At 71.9% G+C, this 18,774-nt stretch carries 16 protein-coding genes and 1 tRNA gene; 8 read left to right on the plus strand and 9 right to left on the minus strand.

Features of this window, described 5'->3' with window-relative positions:
* Nucleotides 1-151 precede the first annotated feature (151 nt).
* From APR04_RS30475 to APR04_RS10860, 3 genes are all read right to left on the minus strand, one after another.
* Nucleotides 152-286 (minus strand): MFS transporter small subunit, encoded by a 135-nt coding sequence (locus APR04_RS30475; protein WP_301312354.1) that lies wholly within the window; start codon nucleotides 284-286, stop codon nucleotides 152-154.
* A gap of 2 nt (nucleotides 287-288) precedes the next feature.
* Nucleotides 289-1,680: an OFA family MFS transporter gene (locus tag APR04_RS10855; RefSeq protein WP_253870499.1), complete on the minus strand. Its 1,392-nt coding sequence runs from the start codon at nucleotides 1,678-1,680 to the stop codon at nucleotides 289-291.
* A gap of 156 nt (nucleotides 1,681-1,836) precedes the next feature.
* Complete coding sequence (locus APR04_RS10860; RefSeq protein ID WP_253870029.1) at nucleotides 1,837-3,276, minus strand: serpin family protein; 1,440 nt, start codon at nucleotides 3,274-3,276, stop codon at nucleotides 1,837-1,839.
* A gap of 78 nt (nucleotides 3,277-3,354) precedes the next feature.
* On the opposite strand from APR04_RS10860, the gene APR04_RS10865 reads away from it, so the two are divergent.
* Both APR04_RS10865 and APR04_RS10870 read left to right on the plus strand, forming a co-directional pair.
* Nucleotides 3,355-5,769 (plus strand): Tex family protein, encoded by a 2,415-nt coding sequence (locus APR04_RS10865; protein ID WP_253870031.1) that lies wholly within the window; start codon nucleotides 3,355-3,357, stop codon nucleotides 5,767-5,769.
* Nucleotides 5,770-5,897: 128 nt separating this feature from the next.
* Entirely contained in the window at nucleotides 5,898-7,454 is a 1,557-nt protein-coding gene (locus APR04_RS10870) for a dihydrolipoyl dehydrogenase family protein (RefSeq protein WP_253870034.1), read from the plus strand.
* 92 nt (nucleotides 7,455-7,546) lie between these two features.
* Here the strand turns inward: APR04_RS10870 and APR04_RS10875 are convergent, their stop codons facing one another.
* Both APR04_RS10875 and APR04_RS10880 read right to left on the minus strand, forming a co-directional pair.
* Nucleotides 7,547-8,578 (minus strand): glycine betaine ABC transporter substrate-binding protein, encoded by a 1,032-nt coding sequence (locus APR04_RS10875; protein WP_253870036.1) that lies wholly within the window; start codon nucleotides 8,576-8,578, stop codon nucleotides 7,547-7,549.
* A 118-nt stretch (nucleotides 8,579-8,696) separates the two neighbouring features.
* Nucleotides 8,697-9,518 (minus strand): SDR family NAD(P)-dependent oxidoreductase, encoded by an 822-nt coding sequence (locus APR04_RS10880; RefSeq protein ID WP_253870040.1) that lies wholly within the window; start codon nucleotides 9,516-9,518, stop codon nucleotides 8,697-8,699.
* Nucleotides 9,519-9,581: 63 nt separating this feature from the next.
* Between APR04_RS10880 and APR04_RS10885 the strand changes: the two genes are divergently transcribed.
* Nucleotides 9,582-10,178, plus strand: coding sequence for a TetR/AcrR family transcriptional regulator (locus APR04_RS10885; RefSeq protein WP_253870043.1), 597 nt, complete (start codon nucleotides 9,582-9,584; stop codon nucleotides 10,176-10,178).
* 45 nt (nucleotides 10,179-10,223) lie between these two features.
* Here the strand turns inward: APR04_RS10885 and APR04_RS10890 are convergent, their stop codons facing one another.
* The gene (locus APR04_RS10890; protein WP_253870046.1) at nucleotides 10,224-10,907 is read right to left on the minus strand and encodes an ABC transporter permease; all 684 of its coding nucleotides are present in this window, start codon (nucleotides 10,905-10,907) and stop codon (nucleotides 10,224-10,226) included.
* The gene (locus tag APR04_RS10895; protein WP_253870049.1) at nucleotides 10,904-11,563 is read right to left on the minus strand and encodes an ABC transporter permease; all 660 of its coding nucleotides are present in this window, start codon (nucleotides 11,561-11,563) and stop codon (nucleotides 10,904-10,906) included. Before APR04_RS10895 ends, APR04_RS10890 begins: the two co-directional genes overlap by 4 nt.
* A gap of 42 nt (nucleotides 11,564-11,605) precedes the next feature.
* On the opposite strand from APR04_RS10895, the gene APR04_RS10900 reads away from it, so the two are divergent.
* The 5 genes from APR04_RS10900 to APR04_RS10920 all read left to right on the plus strand — a co-directional run bounded on the left by APR04_RS10900 (nucleotide 11,606) and on the right by APR04_RS10920 (nucleotide 17,697).
* Nucleotides 11,606-12,688: an ABC transporter ATP-binding protein gene (locus APR04_RS10900; RefSeq protein WP_253870052.1), complete on the plus strand. Its 1,083-nt coding sequence runs from the start codon at nucleotides 11,606-11,608 to the stop codon at nucleotides 12,686-12,688.
* 67 nt (nucleotides 12,689-12,755) lie between these two features.
* On the plus strand, nucleotides 12,756-13,652 hold the full coding sequence (locus APR04_RS10905) for an ATP-grasp domain-containing protein (protein WP_253870055.1): 897 nt from the start codon (nucleotides 12,756-12,758) through the stop codon (nucleotides 13,650-13,652).
* A 90-nt stretch (nucleotides 13,653-13,742) separates the two neighbouring features.
* Complete coding sequence (locus tag APR04_RS10910) at nucleotides 13,743-15,845, plus strand: MMPL family transporter (protein WP_253870058.1); 2,103 nt, start codon at nucleotides 13,743-13,745, stop codon at nucleotides 15,843-15,845.
* Complete coding sequence (locus APR04_RS10915) at nucleotides 15,808-17,067, plus strand: sensor histidine kinase (protein WP_253870062.1); 1,260 nt, start codon at nucleotides 15,808-15,810, stop codon at nucleotides 17,065-17,067. The genes APR04_RS10910 and APR04_RS10915 overlap by 38 nt, the downstream gene beginning before the upstream one ends.
* Nucleotides 17,068-17,697 (plus strand): response regulator, encoded by a 630-nt coding sequence (locus APR04_RS10920; protein ID WP_253870065.1) that lies wholly within the window; start codon nucleotides 17,068-17,070, stop codon nucleotides 17,695-17,697.
* 75 nt (nucleotides 17,698-17,772) lie between these two features.
* Here APR04_RS10920 and APR04_RS10925 read toward each other — a convergent pair.
* Together APR04_RS10925 and orn are read right to left on the minus strand one after the other, a co-directional pair.
* Nucleotides 17,773-17,848 (minus strand) — tRNA-His (locus tag APR04_RS10925).
* A gap of 71 nt (nucleotides 17,849-17,919) precedes the next feature.
* The gene (gene orn / locus APR04_RS10930; protein WP_253870068.1) at nucleotides 17,920-18,555 is read right to left on the minus strand and encodes an oligoribonuclease; all 636 of its coding nucleotides are present in this window, start codon (nucleotides 18,553-18,555) and stop codon (nucleotides 17,920-17,922) included.
* Nucleotides 18,556-18,774: the final 219 nt, after the last annotated feature.

The following is an 18,774-nucleotide window of genomic DNA, read 5'->3' on the forward strand; positions in this document are numbered from 1 at the left end:
ACATCACCCGACCCTGTGCCGGGCTGCTGCGCGGAACACCCCGAATCTAGGAACAGAGGAGTCCCGCCGCGGCGACGTTCGGCAGCGGATGAAAGTTTCGGCGCAGGCCGAAATGCCGTCCTGCGGCGTACCAGGGTGTGCGCCGAGGCCGTTACCCCGCGAAGAGCGGGATGACGCTCCTGATCGTCTGGAACAGCCCGTAGGCCAGCGGGACGGTCACGACGAGCCAGGTGACGACCAGTCGCGGGACCTGGCTCGACGTCGGTTCCGGGGTCGGCTCCGGCATGGTCACACCTTTCCCTCGGCGAACGCGCCGGCGGAGCCTGCGGGCTCGTGGAACCGGGCCGCGACCGGCCGGATCAGGATGTTGGCCACGAACCCGACCGCGAGCACGCCCACCATGGTGAACAGCGCGGGCCGGTAGTCGGCCGCGACGAGCTCGCCCGGCGTCCCCTGCGCGTCGAGGAACCCGTTGATGATCAGCGGGCCTGCGATGCCCGCAGCGGACCACGCGGTGAGCAGGCGGCCGTGGATGGCGCCCACCTGGAACGTGCCGAACAGGTCGCGCAGGTAGGCGGGGGCCGTCGAGAACCCGCCGCCGTAGAAGGAGATGATCACGGCGGCGACGAGCACGAAGATCATGGTGGACAGGTGCCCGACGGTGGCCAGGAGGACGTACAGGACCATCCCGACGCCCAGGTACAGGACGTAGGTCGGCTTGCGACCGATGTAGTCCGACGTCGACGACCACACGAAGCGGCCCGCCATGTTGAACAGGGACAGGAACGCGACGAAGCCGGCCGCCGTCGTCGGCGCGACCGAGGACATGCCGCCGCTGCGGAAGAAGTCCTGGATCATCGGTGCGGCCTGTTCCAGGATGCCGATTCCCGCCGTCACGTTGCAGAACAGGGCGATCCACAGGAACCAGAACTGCGGGGTCCTGATGGCGTTGGCCGCCGAGACGTCGGCGGCCGACACCATGGGCTTGGCGGTCACCGCACCGGCGTCGAAGCCGGCCGGCGTCCAGCCGGGCGGCGGAACCTTCACCGTGAACACGCCCAGCATCATCACGAGGAAGTACCCGACGCCCAGGGTGACGAAGAGCGAGGTGACGGCGCTGCCGGAGGCCACGGAGGTGGGGTCGGCAGGGTCGTAGCCGCTGTCGTAGAGGGCCATGAGCTGGCGGGACAGCGGCGAGGCGACGAGCGCACCGCCACCGAACCCCATGATCGCCATGCCGGTAGCCAGGCCCGGGCGGTCCGGGAACCACTTGATCAGCGTGGACACCGGCGAGATGTAGCCGATGCCGAGCCCGATCCCGCCGAGGAAGCCGTACCCGAGGTAGACCAGCCACAGCTGAGACGTCGCGATGCCGAGCGCGCCGACCAGGAACCCGGAGGCCCAGAAGCAGGCGGAGGCGAACATCGCCGCGCGGGGTCCTGCGCGCTCCACCCAGGTGCCGAGGACCGCTGCCGACAGTCCGAGCATGACGATGGCGATGGAGAAGATGACGCCGATCGCCGTCAGGCTCGACTCGAAGTGGTTGACCAGGGCGTTCTTGTAGACGCTGGTGGCGTACGCCTGGCCGATGCAGAGATGGATGGCGAGCGCCGCCGGCGGGATGAGCCACCTGCTGTAACCGGGCTTGGCTACCGTGTGCTCGCGGTCGAGGAACGACAGCGCCACGGAGCACCTCCTCGTGCTCGGGGGATCCTGCCGCGGTAATACGGTTTCACCCGTTTTGTTTGCGCACGCTACTGGCGGTGGATGCTCCGGTCAATGGTCGGCGGCATTCGCGTCGGCGCTCGTCCGCGCCCGTCTCCTGACCTGGCGGGGTCAGTGCTGGGGGCTGCGCACGGCCGCCAGGAAGAGTGGCAGGGCGGTCTCGGTGTGGGCGATGCGCAGGAGGTACGGGCGGTCGACGACCATCCGGGCAGCGGGCGCGGTCGGCATCGCGCCGCTCGTCTCCACGCCGATCTCGGTGACGGCGGCCGCGACGGTGCCGTCCGCGTCCAGGCTCAGGTAGGCCTGCTGCCACACCTGGCTCACCTGCAGCGGTTCGGCGGTCGTGATGCCGGACAGGTCGGGCCCGTCGTACAAGCCCCCCAACCCGGCCTCCGCCAGTGCAGGGGCCAGGTCAAGGGCGGGCGGCTCCAGCTCCAGCGTCGGCATGGCGAGCTCGACGGTCCGCGGCGGCGCGTCGTCGAGGGTGCTCGTGAGCGCCGTCAGGGTCTCGGGAGAGACCTCCGCCGGATCCGTGCCGGCGGGCGGCAGGAGCACGTCCGCGTGGAACGCGTCGACGTAGGGCAGGCGGACGGCGGCCCAGCCGCCACTCTCGGCATAGGCCCACGACTGGGCACCGTGCAGCATCTCGGTGGGTTCCGTGCCGTCGGGTCCGGTGAAGTCCTCGTCGCGGGTGGCGCTCTCCTCGAACGGGGTCTCCCAGGCCGCCGCGAGCAGCACCGCGTTCTGCAGCACCAGGCGCAGCGCCGGGTCCGGCTCGAGCGCCGACTCCTCGATCAGACCGCCGGTGTGGTGGTCCACCCAGGCGTCCAGGACCGCCTTGCCCTCGTCGGTACCCAGGTCGGTGCCCTGCACACCCGCGTCGAACGCGGTGGCGAGCGCGTCGAGATAGTCCTGCTCGACGGCGAGGCCGTCGTCGAGCACCGCCTGGTTCGCCAGGTGCAGCACCGGACGGTCGGGGAGCTCGTCGTCCTGCACGACGCCCGGATCGCCGTCGTGCTTCGCGAGCGCACCCTGCAGCGCGTTGTAGGCGGACGTGCGGTCCTCGCCCGGGGCGCCCAGCGCCGCGTCCAGGGACGCGGCGGTCTCCCCGCGGGCCCCCTCTGCGAGCAGCGCCAGGGCGAAGGCCAGCGACGCCGGGGAGACCAGGGTGTTCGCGTCGGGCTCCGCGGTGGCGCCCAGCGCGAGCAGGCCGAGCTCCTCGGTGGCGCGGGCGGCGTCGGCGCTCGCGGTTGCGTCGGCGGGCGTGACGACCAGCCGCGCGGGCGTCGGAGCGCTCCATGCCCTCGTCAGGGCCGGGCCCGCAGGCGGCCAGGGCGAGGACGGCTGTCGCGACCACCGCGGTGGTCGCCGTCCTCCGGTGGTGAGGGGTGCGAGGGGTGGGGCGGCGACGCTGCACGTTTTCCTCCTGAGGTACTGGCGCTGGGGTACCGGCGCGGGTCCTGACCTGTCTGTGTGGTGACCTGGCCCGGCCTTGCAGCGACCCGCGCGTACCTGGCGCCCAGGCCACCGGGATGTCCCGGCGGCTGACACGCACTGCAGGATGCGACAAGTGTCAGTGGTGCCAGGCACAATCTGTCCCGACCTTCTACACGTGAGGCAAGGAACAAAGTGGCAAGCATCAACCGGCGGATCGCCGAGGAGCTGGGTGTTCGGGACGGGCAGGTGACGGCGGCGGTCGACCTGCTCGACGGCGGCGCGACAGTGCCGTTCATCGCCCGCTACCGCAAGGAGGCCACTGGCACGCTCGACGACGCGCAGCTGCGCACCCTCGAGGAGCGGCTGCGGTACCTGCGTGAGCTGGAGGAACGGCGCGCGGCGATCCTGTCGTCGGTCCAGGAGCAGGGCAAGCTCACGGACGAGCTGCGCGCCCAGATCCTCTCGGCGGAGACGAAGTCGCGCCTGGAGGACATCTATCTCCCGTACAAGCCGAAGCGGCGCACCAAGGCGCAGATCGCGCGCGAGGCCGGCCTGGAGCCGCTCGCCCTCGCGCTGCTCGGCGACCCGGCGCTCGACCCGGCGACGGCCGCCGGACCGTACGTCGACGCGGACAAGGGCGTGGCCGACACAGACGCGGCGCTCGCCGGCGCCCGCGCGATCCTCGTGGAGCGCATGGGCGAGGACGCCGACCTGATCGGCACGCTGCGCGAGCGGCTCTGGAAGCGGGGGCGCATGCTGTCCGCCGTCCGCGACGGCGCGCAGGACAAGGGCGCCAAGTTCTCCGACTACTTCGAGTTCTCCGAGGCGCTGTCCAGCCTGCCCTCGCACCGGGTGCTCGCTCTCTTCCGGGGCGAGAAGGAGGACGTGCTGGACCTGACGATCGAGCCGGAGGAGGGCATCGAGGCCGGTGTGCCGACGTCGTACGAGGCGACCATCGCGCACCAGTTCGACATCGCGAACCAGGGTCGTCCGGGCGATCGCTGGCTCACCGACACCGTGCGCTGGGCCTGGCGCACCAAGATCCTGGTGCACCTCGGCATCGACGTGCGGCTGCGGCTGCGCTCGGAGGCGGAGGACGAGGCCGTGCGCGTGTTCGCGGCCAACCTGCGCGACCTGCTCCTTGCGGCACCCGCCGGCACACGGGCCACGATGGGCCTCGACCCGGGGCTGCGCACCGGCGTCAAGGTCGCTGTCGTGGACGCGACGGGCAAGGTCGTCGAGTACGCGACGATCTATCCGCACGTGCCGGCGAACCGCTGGGAGGAGTCGCTCGCCACGCTGGCGGCCCTGGCCAAGAAGCACGACGTCGACCTGGTGGCGATCGGCAACGGGACGGGGTCGCGCGAGACCGAGCGGCTCGCCGCCGATCTCATGAAGAGGGCGCCGGAGCTCGGCCTGACCAAGGCCATCGTGTCCGAGGCGGGGGCGTCGGTGTACTCGGCGTCCGCCTACGCGAGCGCGGAGCTGCCCGACCTCGACGTGTCCATCCGGGGAGCGGTCTCCATCGCGCGCCGGCTGCAGGACCCGCTCGCCGAGCTCGTGAAGATCGACCCCAGGTCGATCGGCGTGGGCCAGTACCAGCACGACATCACCGAGACCAAGCTGTCGCGGTCGCTGGACGCCGTGGTCGAGGACTGCGTGAACGGTGTGGGGGTCGACCTCAACACCGCCTCCGTCCCGCTGCTGTCGCGTGTCTCGGGCATCACCTCGACGCTCGCGGAGAACATCGTGTCGTTCCGCGACACCAACGGTCCGTACTCGTCGCGTGCGGGGCTCAAGAAGGTGCCGCGGCTGGGACCCAAGGCGTTCGAGCAGTGCGCGGGGTTCCTCAAGGTCTCGGGCGGCGGCGAGCCGCTGGACTCGTCGTCGGTGCACCCCGAGGCGTACCCGCTGGCGCGGCGCATCGTGACGGCGTCGGGTGCCGACGTCCAGGCCCTGATCGGCAACGGCAGCGCGCTGCGTACGCTGCGGCCCACCGACTTCGTCGACGAGACGTTCGGGCTGCCGACGGTCACCGACATCTTCGCCGAGCTGGAGAAGCCGGGCCGCGACCCGCGCCCGGCGTTCACCACCGCGTCCTTCGCGGAGGGTGTCGAGACGCTCGGCGACCTGGTGCCAGGCATGGTGCTCGAAGGACAGGTCACGAACGTCGCCGCGTTCGGCGCGTTCGTGGACATCGGGGTGCACCAGGACGGTCTCGTGCACGTCTCGGCGATGTCCAAGAACTTCGTCAGCGACCCGCGGGAGGTCGTGAAGTCCGGGGACATCGTCAAGGTCAAGGTCATGGACGTGGACCTGCAGCGCAAGCGGGTCGCCCTCACCTTGCGCCTTGACGACGAGATCGGTGCGGACACCGGCGGTCGTACGTCCGGCGGATCCCGAGCCGGCGGGCAGGGCTCCCGGCAGGACGGCCAGGGCGGCGGTGGTCAGCGCGGCGGACGCCAGGGTGGTGGACGGCCGGGCGGTGGCGAGGGCCGTGGCCGGGACGGGCGCGGTCAGGGCTCGGGCGGGCAGGCCGGCCGCGGGCGACCCGCGCCCGCGGACACCGCGATGGCGGACGCGCTGCGCAAGGCAGGCCTCGCCTGACTGGTCAGGCGCCGCGGCCGGGTCAGACGCACTGGTCATCCGAGTGAACCGTACGTCTGACCGATTCGTAAGGTTCCGAGCTGGCGTATCCCCTGGCGACCGGCCCGCCAGGGGGCCACGATGACGACATGAGCCTTTCTGAAGAGTCGTTCGACGTCATCGTGATCGGCGGAGGGCCGGTGGGGGAGAACGCGGCCGACCGCGCCTCGCGCACCGGTCTCTCCGTCGCCCTGGTCGAGTCGGAGCTCCTGGGCGGTGAGTGCTCCTACTGGGCCTGCATGCCGTCCAAGGTGCTGCTGCGCGCGGGCGCGGTCCGCGCTCTCGCGCGCGAGACGCCTGGCCTGCGGGATCCCGGCGCGCCCGACATCGCCGCCGTCTTCGCCCGCCGCGACGAGATCACGAGCAACTGGGACGACTCCGGGCAGGTCTCCTGGGTCGAAGGTGCCGGCCTGACGCTGGTGCGCGGGCACGGCCGACTGGCCGGCGAGCGGCTCGTCGAGGTCACGGTGCCGGAGAGCGGTGCCGCCTCCGAGAGCGGTCTCGGGGAGGCAGAGGCGGGGGCGACCCCGGTGACCCGGCTGCTGCGGGCTCGGCACGCGGTGATCGTCGCGACCGGCAGCGTGCCGGTCCTGCCGGACACCCCGGGGCTGGCGGAGGCGGCACCCTGGTCGAGCCGCGAGGCGACGTCGGCGGAGGCGGTCCCCGAGTCGCTGGTGGTCGTCGGCGGCGGCGTGGTCGGTGTCGAGATGGCGAACGCGTACGCGGACCTCGGCGCGCAGGTGACGCTGGTGTCGCGCGGCGGGCTGCTGTCGGGCGCGGAGCCGTTCGCCGGTGAGATGGTCGCCGAGTCGCTGAGCGGGCTGGGGGTGGACGTCCGCACGGGCACCGAGGTCGGCTCGGTCGAGCGGCCCGGCGTCGGGCTCGAGGGCGGCGTGCCGGGCCCGGTGACCGTCACCCTGTCCGACGGCGGGAAGATCACCGCCGCCGAGATCCTCGTGGCGACCGGCCGCGTGCCGCGCACGGGCGACCTCGGCGTGGAGAGCGTGGGCCTGGACGGGTCGGCGCTCGGCCGTGGTGGAGCCCTGGTCGTCGACGAGTCGATGCAGGTCAGCGGCGTCTCGGGCGGCTGGCTGTACGCGTGCGGTGACGTAACGGGCCGCGCGCCGACCACCCACCAGGGCAAGTACCAGGCGCGCGTCGTCGGCGACGTGGTCGCCGCGCGGTACGGCACGGAGGTGGGGGACCGCAGCCCCACGAGCGGCGACCCGGAGCCCGCCGTCGGGCAGGAGGGCAAGGCCTGGTCACGGTATGCCGCCTCCGCCGACCGCACGGCCCGTGTGCAGGTGGTGTTCACGCGGCCGCAGGTGAGCTGGGTGGGGCCGACGGAGCACGAGGCACGCGCGGCGGGGCTTCCCGTGGAGGCGGTGTCGTACGACCTGTCCTGGGTGGGCGGGGCGAGCGTGGAGTCGCCCGGCTACTCGGGCCGGGCCCAGGTGCTGATCGACACGCAGCGACGGGTCCTCGTGGGCGCGACCTTCGTGGGCCCCGATGCCGGGGAGATGCTGCACGCCGCGACCATCGCCGTCGTCGGAGAGGTGCCGCTGGACCGCTTGTGGCACGCGGTCCCCGCCTACCCGACGGTCAGCGAGGTCTGGCTCCGCTTCCTGGAGTCCTACGGCCTCTGACCTTCGAGGCCTAAGTTTCTTCGTTCTGGAGCCGTCCAGAGCGAAGAAACTTAGGCCTCGAAGAGGGTCGGGCGAGAGGTCGGGCGTGGTGGCTACTCGGTCGGGGTGAGCGAGCCGTCCGAGCTGAAGACGAGGCCGAGCGTGACCTCGCCCTGCTGAAGCGCCGACTTGGTCAGCGGACCACCAGCGTCGAGCGAGCGGAACTCCGCGAACTCCAGGCCGTAGGTCTCCACGAGGCCCGGCTGGCAGAACGGACGCTCCGTGCACTCCGGCGGGCCGCCCAGCACGAGCCCGCCGCAGGCCTCGGCGAGCTCGCTGAGCGTGGCGACACCGTGCTCGTCCGCGAAGGCCTTGGTCACGGCGAACGCGTTCTGGTCCTGCGCGGGGGAGGGCTCGCCGAACACGAGGCCGATCTCCTGGCCCAGCCCGGTGAGCGCCTCGACGGTGGCGCCGAGGTCGCTGCTCGCCACCGCCGCGGCGTCGGCCCCGTTGACGTCCTTGTTGATGAACTCCGTGAGGGTGCCCACGTACTCGGGGATCACCTGGACCTGCTCGCCGTCCTCCAGGGCGGGGAGGTAGGCCTCACGGTTGCCGATGGTGGTGACCTCGGCGTCGTAGCCGGCGGAGTTCAGCACCGTCGCGTAGATGGTGCCGAGCGTGGCGCTCTCCGCGAAGTCGGCGGCGCCGACGACGATCGTGCCGCTGCCGCTCTGCTCCGGGTCGTCGAGGCCTGCCTCGGCCACGAACTCCTCCGCGACCTCCTTCGAGGTGCGGCGCTCGACGTCCACCGCCTTGTTCAGGCCGATGAGGGTGTCGGTGTCGAGTGCGGCCGAGACCGTGTCGAGGAGCGGGATCAGCGTGTCGTCGCCCTCGACGGCCGCCGCGTTGACCGCCGGGATGATGTTGTCGACGGTCTGCAGCTGCTTGTCGTCCTCGAGCACCACGAGCTCGTCGCCGGGTACTGCCTCGCAAGCGGCAGCGCTCGAGCCGCTCGTCGAGGCGCTGCCGACGGTCCCTCCGGCTGAGCCCGGTTCGCCGCAAGCGGTCAGGAGAGTGAGGCTGACGACGGCTGCTGCGGCGCCGAGCGCCCTGGGCAGGGACACATGCGTACGGGGGAACTTCATCGAAATATCTCCGAACGTGGGTGACGTACAGCTGTTCTACGGCTTTGATCGCTCCCATTCGACCCCGGCGGACGGGCGATGGCAAGGGGAAAACCCGCTCGTGAGGATGTCGTTACATTCAGTGGTGTGCTGCGGCGATCCCCGCGTTGCGCGAGCGGGCGCCGAACGAGCCGGAGAGGAGCACGGCGCGGCGTCGGGTGAAGAGACGCCCCAGCTCGGAGGCGATCGCGTTGCCCCGGCCCGAGACGACGCTGGGCCGGCGGTTGCCGCGGTCCAGTGAGCGCAGGCCCGTCTCGACGACCTGCCCGGGCGTCTGGTAGCTGCCGTTGTAGGCGCCGCCCGCGAGGTCGTCGAAGAACTCGGTGCGGGTCAGGCCCGGGGCGAGGGACAGCACGCGGAGACCGTTCGACCGCGACTCGTACCACAGCGCCTCGGTGAAGCTCAGGACGAAGGCCTTGGCGGCCGAGTAGACGGCCATGTCGGGCCCGGGCAGGTAGGCGGCCATGCTCGCGACATTGACCAGGACCCCGCGCCCGGACTGCCGGAGGGGCTCGATGAACGCGCGGGAGATGTCGACGAGGTTCGCCACGTCGACGGCGATCTCGTCCTGCAAGCGATCCGGGTCCTCCTCGTGGAAGGGGCCGTCGGTGCCGAAGCCGGCGTTGTTGACGAGGCCGGTCACGGTGAGACCGCGCGTCGCGACCTCGTCGGCGAGGGCCTGCCCGGCGCCGCGCACGCTGAGGTCAAGGGCGATCGGGGTGGCGCGCACGCCGTGGTCGCGTTCGACCTCGCTCGCGAGCTCTTGCAGGCGGTCGAGGCGGCGGGCGACCAGGATCACGTCGGAGCCGCGCTTCGCGAGGGCTCGTGCGAAGGCGGCCCCGATCCCGGAGCTGGCGCCGGTGACGATGGTGGTCTGCGAGGTGAAGTCGATGTCGGCCATGCTGCACTGTAGGCAGAGTGTTGCACTGAGTGCAAGCATTAGCACCGAGGGTAAGATCACCACATGGACTCGACTCCCGTCACCCCGAGCCTGCGCGAGCGAACGCGCAGGGCCGTCCATGCCGAGATCACGGACACGGCCCTGCGCCTGTTCGCGGAGCAGGGCTTCGAGGCGACCACCGTCGACCAGATCGCGGCCGCGGCGGGGATCTCGAGGCGGTCGTTCTTCCACTACTTCGGGAGCAAGGAGGACGTCGTCCTGGGTGACCTCGAGGCGCTCGGGCTGCGCGTGCGCGACGCGCTCGAGGCGCGCCCGGCGGCGGAGACGGCCTGGGAGGCGCTGCGTGCGGCACTCAAGACCCTGCAGGGCCCTGACACCGACGCCGTGACGGAGCTGCAGATCGCGGGCATGTACGCGGACGCGCCGTCGCTCCGCGCGAAGCACCTCGAGAAGCACCTCCGCTGGCAGGAGCTGTTCGCCCCGGAGATCGAGCGTCGTCTCGGCATCGCACCGGGCGCCACGGCCGACCCGCGCGCCCGTGCCGTCATCGCGGCGGCGCTCGCCTGCCTCGACATAGCCGTCGAGGCCTGGCGGGAGTCGGGCGGCACGGCTGATCCCGTGGACCTGTTCGACGCGGCAGTCGCGGCGGTCCGGGCCTGACGCCAGGGGTCCCCGGCGCCGCGGCCCTGACCGGCGCCGAGGCCCCTACCGCACGCCGGCCCGCAGCGGGGCCGGGGTGGCCAGGCGCTGCCCGATCGCGAGCACCGCGTCGATCGCGAGGCAGAGCGCAGCGACCAGCACGCCGCCCGCCAGCACCTCGCCGTACCGCTGCGTACCCATGCCGAGCGCGATGATCTGACCCAGTCCACCGCCCCCGGCGAGCGCCGCGAGCGGGATGGTGGCGACCACCTGCACGATGGTGGTCCGCAGCCCGGCGGAGACGAGCGTGGTGGCGAGCGGCAGCTCGACCTGCAGCAGGATGCGGCCACCGCTCATGCCCATGCCGCGGGCCGCGTCGCGGGCGTCCGGGTCGGCGCCGCGTACGCCCTCGTAGGTGTTGACCAGGAGTACGGGCACGGCGAAGAACGCGGCGGCGATGACGGTGGCGGTGTTGCCGAACAGCCCGCCGGCGGCGAGCAGGAAGATGATGCCGAGCGTCGGCAGCGCGCGGGAGGCGTTGGTGAGCCAGACGACCAGGCCCGCGCCCCGTCCGCTGTGTCCCAGCCAGGCACCCAGCGGGATCGCCAGCGCGGCCGCTGCAGCGGTGGCCGCTGCGGTCATGAGCAGGTGCTCGCCGGTCAGCTCCAGCACGCCGCCCGGCTCGGTCCAGGTCAGCGGATCGTTGAGCCACACGAGGGCTTCGTCGACGACGCCGGTGGTGGCGCTCATGAGGTCCTCCCGCGCAGCCAGGGGGTCAGGGCTCTGCCTGCCGCCCAGAGCGCGAGGTCCAGCACCAGGGCGAGCAGGATCGTCGCGAGCGTGGCCGTCATGATCTCGGCCCGGTAGAAGTTGTTGCGGAAGCCCTGGAACATGAGCTGTCCCAGCCCCCCGTACCCGACGATGACGCCGACGGTGACCAGCGCGACGGTGGACACGGTGGCCAGCCGCAGGCCGGCGACGATGCTCGGCAGCGCGCTCGGCATGGCCACCTGGACGAGCAGCCGCGCCGGCCCGTAGCCCAGGCCCCGGGCGGCGTCGATGACGGCCGGGTCCACGGTGGCGAGCCCGGCCACCGTGTTGCGCAGGATGATGAGCAGGGCGTAGACCACGAGGCCCACCAGGACGGGCGTGCGGCCGATCCCGAGCAGCGGCGCGAGGATCGCGAACAGGGCCAGCGACGGCACCGTGTACATGACGGCGACCGCGCCGAGCACCGGCCCGGACAGCCACCGGGACCGGGAGATCAGGACCCCCAGCGGGACGGCGATGGCCGCGGAGATCGCGACGGCCTCGATGGTCAGTCCGGCGTGCTCGACGGTGCGCTGCCACAGGAGGGGCGCGTTGTCGACCACGTAGGACCAGGAGAACCAGGGATTACCGGGCATGCCTGAGAACCTACCGTGGTGACACCCGGTAGGTTCTCAGGCATGGCTGCCCGAACCGTGATCGAGCTGGATTCCGTCCGTAAGGCATACGGGGACGGCACCGTAGCTGTCGAGGAGCTGAGCTTCGCCGTCCGCGAGCACGAGGTGCTCGCGCTGGTCGGCCCGTCGGGCTGCGGCAAGTCCACCACGCTGCGCATGGTCAACCGCCTGGTGGAGCCGACGTCCGGCCGCATCCTGCTGAACGGCGAGGACGTGACCACCGCCGATCCAGTGGCTCTGCGCCGCCGGATCGGGTATGTGATCCAGAACGTCGGGCTGTTCCCGCACCGGACCGTCGAGGCGAACATCTCGACGGTACCTGCCCTGCTGGGCTGGGACCGCAAGCGCACGCGGGCGCGCGTCAGCGAGCTCCTCGACCTGGTGGGTCTGCCAGCCGCGACCTACGCGAAGCGGTACCCGCACGAGCTGTCCGGGGGCGAACGGCAGCGCATCGGCGTCGCCAGGGCCCTGGCCACCGACCCACCGGTGCTGCTGATGGACGAGCCGTTCGGCGCCGTCGACCCGGAGTTCCGCAGGCATCTGCAGACGGAGTTCGCGCAGATCCAGGCCGAGACCGGAACCACAGTGATCCTCGTCACGCACGACATCGACGAGGCGGCTCGCCTCGGTGACCGCATCGCCGTGCTGTCGCGCGGCGGACGGCTCGAACAGGTGGCGAGCCCGCTCGCGGTGCTGGCGCACCCGGCGTCGGACCGGGTGCGGGACTTCATCGGCGACGGGTCCGCCTCGCGCATGCTCGCTCTCGCCCAGGTGCAGGCGAACGATCTGGAGAGCGCGGACCGGATAGTCCAGCCGGCTCCGGCCCCCGTGCGGCTCGGCGCACGGCTCACCGACGCGTTCGAGGCGGTGGCGGCGCTGCCGGGCTCGGCGATGGGCCGCGTGCCGGTCGTCGGCGAGTCGGGCAGCATCTTCGGGTCGCTCACCGCTGACGGGATCCTCGGCGCGCTGCGGCGGGCCGCGGACGCCGCGGCGGCCGACCCGGGCGCCGCGATCGCCCAGGACGCGAGAGAAGACGCGACGGAGGACGCCGTACAGGACGAGCCCGGCCGCGAACCGGCAGTGTGACGGACGCCGCGTCTCGCGGGTGGGCGGGCCGGGACCTCGCGGAAGCGGTCGGCGATAGTCTCGGTGCGTGACCAACGCCCGTGTAGCCCTCGCGACCTGCTCCCAGCTACCCGACCTCCACAAGGACGATGTGCCGCTGATCGCCGCGCTGGCCGAGCGCGGCGTGACCGCCGAGCCCGCGGTGTGGGACGACCCGGCAGTGGACTGGTCGGCGTACGACCTCGTCCTTGTCCGCTCCACCTGGGACTACTCGCCGCGCCACGACGAGTTCGTCGCGTGGGCACGCGCCCTGCCCAAGGTGGTCAACTCCGCCGACGTCATCGAGTGGAACACCGACAAGCGGTACCTGCGGGAGCTCGACGCCGCCGGCGTCCCGGTGATCCCGACGATCTGGCTCGACCCCGCGCGGCACCTGTCCAAGCGCGCGGTGCACACCCGGATGCCCGCGTTCGGCGACTTCGTCGTCAAGCCGGTCGTGAGCGCGGGCGCTCGGGACGCCGGCCGGTACCAGCCCGTCTCCGCCGAGTCGCGGGGGCGCGCCATCGCGCACGCCGTCCGGCTGCTCGACGAAGGCCGCTGGGTGATGATCCAGCCGTACGTCACCTCCGTGGACACGGCCGGCGAGACCTGCCTGATCTTCATCGACGGTGAGCTCACGCACGCGGTGCGCAAGAACGCGCTGCTCACCGGCCCGGCCGAGGACTCGGGGGAGCTGTACGCGGCCGAGGAGATGTCCGCCTTCGAGGCCACGCCGGCGCAGATCGAGGTGGCGCAGCGCGCGCTCGCCGTGGCCAGGGAGGCGACCGGCTCCGACCTCACCTACGCGCGCGTCGACCTGGTCTCCGGCGACGACGGCGCGCCCATGGTCATCGAGCTGGAGCTCACCGAGCCGTCGCTCTGGATGAAGTACGGGTCGGGCGTCGAGGACAAGCTCGCCGACGCCGTGGTCAAGCTGCTGGGCTGATTCGCGGGGGTCTCTCCATCGAATGGTTGAGACGAGAACCGAACTCTTCGGCGATGCCGGAGGCCCTGCCTGGTTGATGAAGTTGCTGCCATGGCAGAAACACGCGTGCGTGCACGCTTCTCAGACCGGTTGACCTCCCGCAGGGGTGCGTGGCTCTCGATCGGTATCGCAGTGCTGGTCCTCGTCACGCTGTTCGGTGCGTTCGGTCAGGCGACGGCACCCACGGGGAATGACGCCGCCCCGCCCGACTCCGAGTCGGCGCGGGTGAGCGAGCTGCTCGCGCAGTTCCCGGACGCCGACGAGCAGTCGGTGCTCGTCGTCGCCTCCCGCGCCGACGGCGGCGACCTCACGGACGCCGACATGCAGTCGCTCGACGGGCTGGTGCCGGTGCTCGACGAGCAGACCGGCCTGTCGACGTCGGGCCCCCTGCCGAGCGAGGACGGAGCGGCTGCCGTGCTGATCGCCCCCGTCACCCTCGGCGCGGACAACGCGGAGACGGCAGACGTCATCACGGACCTGCGGGCGGAGCTCGCCGCCCACCCCGTGAGCGGGCTGGACCTGCAGGTCACGGGCGGCCCGGCGTTCGGGGCCGACGTGACCTCAGCGTTCGACGGGGCGGACTTCACGCTCCTCGCCGTCACCGTCCTCATCGTGGCCGTCCTGCTCGTGCTCACGTACCGCTCACCCGTGCTGTGGCTGGTCCCGCTCGTGGTGGTCGCGCTGGCGGACCGGCTCGCCGGCCTCGTGACGGCGTCGGCCGGGTCGGCACTGGACCTGCAGTTCGACTCGGGCATCATCAGCGTGCTGGTCTTCGGCGCCGGGACGAACTACGCGCTGCTGCTGATCTCCCGGTACCGCGAGGAGCTCCTGACGCACGAGGACCACCGCACGGCCCTCGCCGTGGCCTGGCGCAGGACCGCACCCGCCATCGTGGCGTCCAACGTGACGGTGGTGCTGTCCCTGCTCACCCTGGTGCTCGCCGTCATCCCCGGTACCAGGGGACTGGGCATCACGTCCGCCGTCGGCCTCGTGATCGCGCTGGTCGCCGTCCTGCTCGTGCTGCCGCCCGTCCTGGCCGTCTGCGGCCGCAGGGTGTTCTGGCCGTTCGTGCCGAGGCCGGGCATCGCAGCCGGCCACGGCAGGGCGTGGCGAGCCGTCGCGGTGCGCGTCGTACGCAGGCCGCTGGTCGCGCTCGGCGCCGGCGCCGTGCTGCTCGCCGTCATGGGCACGGGGCTGATCGGCACGTCCGTCGGCCTGGACCAGACCGAGAAGTTCCGGGTCCCGTCCGAGTCGGCCGCGGGCCTCGAGGTGCTCGCCGACCACTTCCCGCCCGGCGAGTCCCAGCCGATCTTCGTGGTCGCGAACACCCCGGGCGCCCAGGACGTCGCCGACGTGGCCGCGGGCCTCGACGGCGTCGTGCGGGCCACCGTGGTCGGGCAGACCGACGACGGCGACCTCAGCAAGATCATGGTGACCGGCCAGTACGCCCCTGGCACCCCGGAAAGTCTCGACCTCGTCGCCCAGCTGCGCGACCAGGTGGACACCGTTCCAGGGGCCGACGCCCTCGTGGGCGGCGCCATCGCCACCGACCTCGACGCGAGGGCCGGCAACGAGCAGGACCTCCTGCTCGTGGCGCCGCTCGTGCTCGCCGTGAGCTTCGTGGTGCTGCTCGTGGTCCTGCGGTCCGTCGTGGCGCCCGTCGTCCTGCTGCTGGTCAACGTGGCCAGCGCGGCGGCGGCGATCGGCGCGGGCGCCTGGCTCAGCCGGATCCTGTTCGACCAGCACGCACTGGACCTGCAGGTGCCGCTCCTGTCCTTCCTGTTCCTGGTCGCGCTCGGCATCGACTACACGATCTTCCTGGTCCACCGGGCACGGACCGAGGCGGCGGCGCACGGGACACGGGAGGCCATGGTGCGCGCCGTCGCCGGGACGGGCAGCGTCATCACCAGCGCAGGGATCGTCCTCGCCGGCGTGTTCGCCGCGCTCGGCCTGCTGCCGCTCGTGACACTCGGCCAGCTGGGCCTGATCGTCGGCATCGGGGTGGTCGTGGACACCCTCGTGGTCCGCACCGTCATCGTGCCCGCACTGTTCAGCCTGTTCGGCGACCGGATCTGGTGGCCTCGTGCTCCACGGCGGAAAGACGGAGAATCAGCGCATGAGCACCGCGCAGACCACCCCGCACTCGTGGGGTGACACCGGCAGGACGCCGCGGTCGAGGGCGCCCGCCCTGCGTTCCATGCAGGTCGGCCAGCACGTGATAGCGGCCGTCCTGACCGTCGTCGGCGCCGCACGGGCGATCGCGATGGGCACCCCGATCGCCCCGGCCCTCGCCGCGGCGGTCGCGGTGATCGTCTGGTACGCCGCAGGCATCACAGCGGCGCCCGGCGTGCGCAGCGCCCGCGCCGCGCGGTGGTGGCTCATCGGGCTCGCGGTGGTGTGGGTGGCCGCCGTGGCGGTCTCCGAGGAGTTCGTGTGGGTGGCCTTCCTCATCTGGCTGCTCGCCGGGCACCTTCTGCCCCCGTGGCCGTCCGTCGGTTTCTCCGTCCTCGTCCTCGCCGTCGTCGCGCTCGCCCCGGTCGTGCACGACGGCACGCCCAGCTATGCGGGGTTCTTCGGCCCGCTGATCGGCGGGGTGTTCGCCCTCGGGATCTCTCGTGGCTACCTGGAGCTGCTGCGCGACGCGCGCGAACGAGAACGGCTCGTCGCCTCGCTGCGGCAGACCCAGGACGAGATGGCGGCCATCCAGGAGGAGCTCGCGCTCACCCAGCGTCAGTCCGGCGCCGTCGCGGAGCGGACCCGGCTCTCCCGCGACATCCACGACACCGTCGCGCAGGGCCTCTCGTCGATCCGCCTGCTCGCGCACGCCGCGGCGGACCGCACGTCCGACGTCGACGCCGGCCGGGCCCTCCAGCAGGTCGAAGGGCTGGCCGGGGACAACCTCGTGGACGTGCGCCGGATCGTCGCGGCGCTCGCGCCGTCCGAGCTGGAGGACGACGCGCTCGCCGCGGCGCTCCGGCGCATGCTGGACCGGCTGCGCGCCGAGACCGGCCTCACCGCCGACCTGCGGGTCGACGACACCGTCCCGCCGCTCCCCACGGCAGCCGAGGTGGCGCTCCTGCGCACCGCGCAGTCGGCGCTCGCGAACGTCCGCCTGCACGCGGCCGCCGACCGGGTGGTGGTGAGCCTCGTCGACGCCGACGACACGGTGCGGCTCGACATCCTCGACGACGGGCGTGGGTTCGACGTCGACGCGTGGAACGCCACCGCCGCGACCGGGGGTTCGAGCTACGGCCTGCACTTCATGCGCTCACGGCTGCGGGAGCTCGGCGGCGGGCTCGACGTCGAGAGCACGCCGGGCGACGGCACGGCACTGTCGGCCTACCTGCCGCTCGGACCGACCCCGAAGGAGATCTGAATGGCGGTCACCGTGCTGCTCGTCGACGACCATCCTGTGGTGCGCACCGGCCTGCGTGCCGTCTTCGACGCGCGCCAGGACGTCACCGTCGTCGGCGAGGCGGCGACAGGGGAGGAAGCGGTGCTGCTTGCCGAGCACCTGCACCCCGACGTCGTCCTGTGCGACCTCCGGCTCGGTGAGGGGATGGACGGTGTGACCGCTACCGGAGCGCTCCGCGCGCTGCGGCCCGCACCCGCCGTCCTCATCCTCACGACGTTCGACCGCGACGCGGACATCCTCGGCGCCATCGAGGCCGGCGCGGCCGGCTACCTCCTCAAGGACGTGCCACCGGACACGATCGTCGAGGCGCTCCACACCGCTGCGGCCGGGCAGGTGTTCCTCGCGCCCGATCTCGCGACCCGGGTGATGAGCGGGATGCGGCAGCCGAGGCCGCGCCTGACCACGCGCGAGCTCGACGTGCTCGGGCACCTCGTGACGGGAGCGTCGAACAAGGAGATCGCGCGTGCGCTCTTCGTCACCGAGGCGACCATCAAGAGCCACCTGGTGCACATCTTCACCAAGCTCGACGTCGACAGCCGGGCCCGGGCGATCCACGTGGCCCGGGAGGCCGGACTGATCCGGGAAGGGTGATCCCCGGGCTTTACCAAGGTGGACGAGAAAGCGGCAGGCCCGGGAGCATTTCTGCTACCTGACCTGCCGCTTTGCTGGGGTGAGCGACGGGACTTGAACCCGCGGCCCTCGCGACCACAACGCGATGCTCTACCAGCTGAGCTACGCCCACCATGTCCGCCGATCTGGACCGGCGACCGTCGAAAAGCATACATGGTCAGCGGCCCCGGACCGAACTGAAAGCTACGGGGCGACCTGCTTGGTGACGGACGTCTCGGCCACACGCTCCGCCGCGGCGCGCGAGGTCGCGGTGTCGGGGCCGGGCTGGGCCGGGAACAGGACCTCGCGGTAGTAGCGCAGCTCGTCGATCGACTCGAGGATGTCGGCCAGCGCGCGGTGCCCGCCGCCCTTCTTCGGCGAAGCGAAATAGACGCGCGGGTACCAGCGTCGCGCCAGCTCCTTGATCGACGACACGTCGACGATCCGGTAGTGCAGGTGCTCCACCAGCGCAGGCATGTGCAGGTCGAGGAACGACTTGTCCGTGCCGACGGAGTTGCCGGCCAGCGGTGCCTTGCGAGGTTCGGGTACCCACTCGCGGACGTAGGCCAGGATCTGCTCCTGCGCCTCCTCGAGGGTCAGCCCCCCGTCGAGCTCGTCGAGCAGTCCGGACGTGGTGTGCATGGTGCGCACGAAGTCGTTCATCTGCGCCAGGGCCTCGGCCGGAGGTTTCACGAGGACATCGACACCGGTGCCAAGGACGTTGAGGTCGGAGTCCGTGACGATAGCCGCGACCTCGACGAGCGCGTCAGCACGCAGGTCGAGTCCGGTCATCTCGCAGTCGATCCAGACGATGCGCTCGTTGGGGTTGGGAAGGCTCACGCTGCTCAGCCTATTCCGTCCGGGGCCGAGGGGCTGACGCGGACGGTGCTGCGGGCACCCACCCGACGGCCGAAGCCGGTCGGATCCGTTCCTGAGTCGTGTTCAGCAGGCTTGGAGGAGCTCTGATGACCGGCTTGGCGGTTGCCTGGAGCCTGCTGAACAGGAGTCAGTTCCCCCGGGCCGGGCCGGGCCGGGCCGGGCCGGGCCGGCCCGGGCCGG

The sequence above is a fragment of the Promicromonospora umidemergens genome, from assembly GCF_024171995.1.
GTDB classification, from domain to species: Bacteria; Actinomycetota; Actinomycetes; order Actinomycetales; family Cellulomonadaceae; genus Promicromonospora; species Promicromonospora umidemergens.

Excerpts from the sequence above, each read along its gene's own strand:
- APR04_RS30475 (WP_301312354.1), bottom strand. The coding sequence starts at position 286 with ATGCCGGAGCCGACCCCGGAACCGACGTCGAGCCAGGTCCCGCGACTG.
- APR04_RS10870 (WP_253870034.1), top strand. The coding sequence starts at position 5,898 with ATGAGCCTTTCTGAAGAGTCGTTCGACGTCATCGTGATCGGCGGAGGG.
- APR04_RS10875 (WP_253870036.1), bottom strand. The coding sequence starts at position 8,578 with ATGAAGTTCCCCCGTACGCATGTGTCCCTGCCCAGGGCGCTCGGCGCC.
- APR04_RS10880 (WP_253870040.1), bottom strand. The coding sequence starts at position 9,518 with ATGGCCGACATCGACTTCACCTCGCAGACCACCATCGTCACCGGCGCC.
- APR04_RS10885 (WP_253870043.1), top strand. The coding sequence starts at position 9,582 with ATGGACTCGACTCCCGTCACCCCGAGCCTGCGCGAGCGAACGCGCAGG.
- APR04_RS10890 (WP_253870046.1), bottom strand. The coding sequence starts at position 10,907 with ATGAGCGCCACCACCGGCGTCGTCGACGAAGCCCTCGTGTGGCTCAAC.
- APR04_RS10895 (WP_253870049.1), bottom strand. The coding sequence starts at position 11,563 with ATGCCCGGTAATCCCTGGTTCTCCTGGTCCTACGTGGTCGACAACGCG.
- APR04_RS10900 (WP_253870052.1), top strand. The coding sequence starts at position 11,606 with ATGGCTGCCCGAACCGTGATCGAGCTGGATTCCGTCCGTAAGGCATAC.
- APR04_RS10910 (WP_253870058.1), top strand. The coding sequence starts at position 13,743 with ATGGCAGAAACACGCGTGCGTGCACGCTTCTCAGACCGGTTGACCTCC.
- APR04_RS10915 (WP_253870062.1), top strand. The coding sequence starts at position 15,808 with ATGAGCACCGCGCAGACCACCCCGCACTCGTGGGGTGACACCGGCAGG.
- APR04_RS10920 (WP_253870065.1), top strand. The coding sequence starts at position 17,068 with ATGGCGGTCACCGTGCTGCTCGTCGACGACCATCCTGTGGTGCGCACC.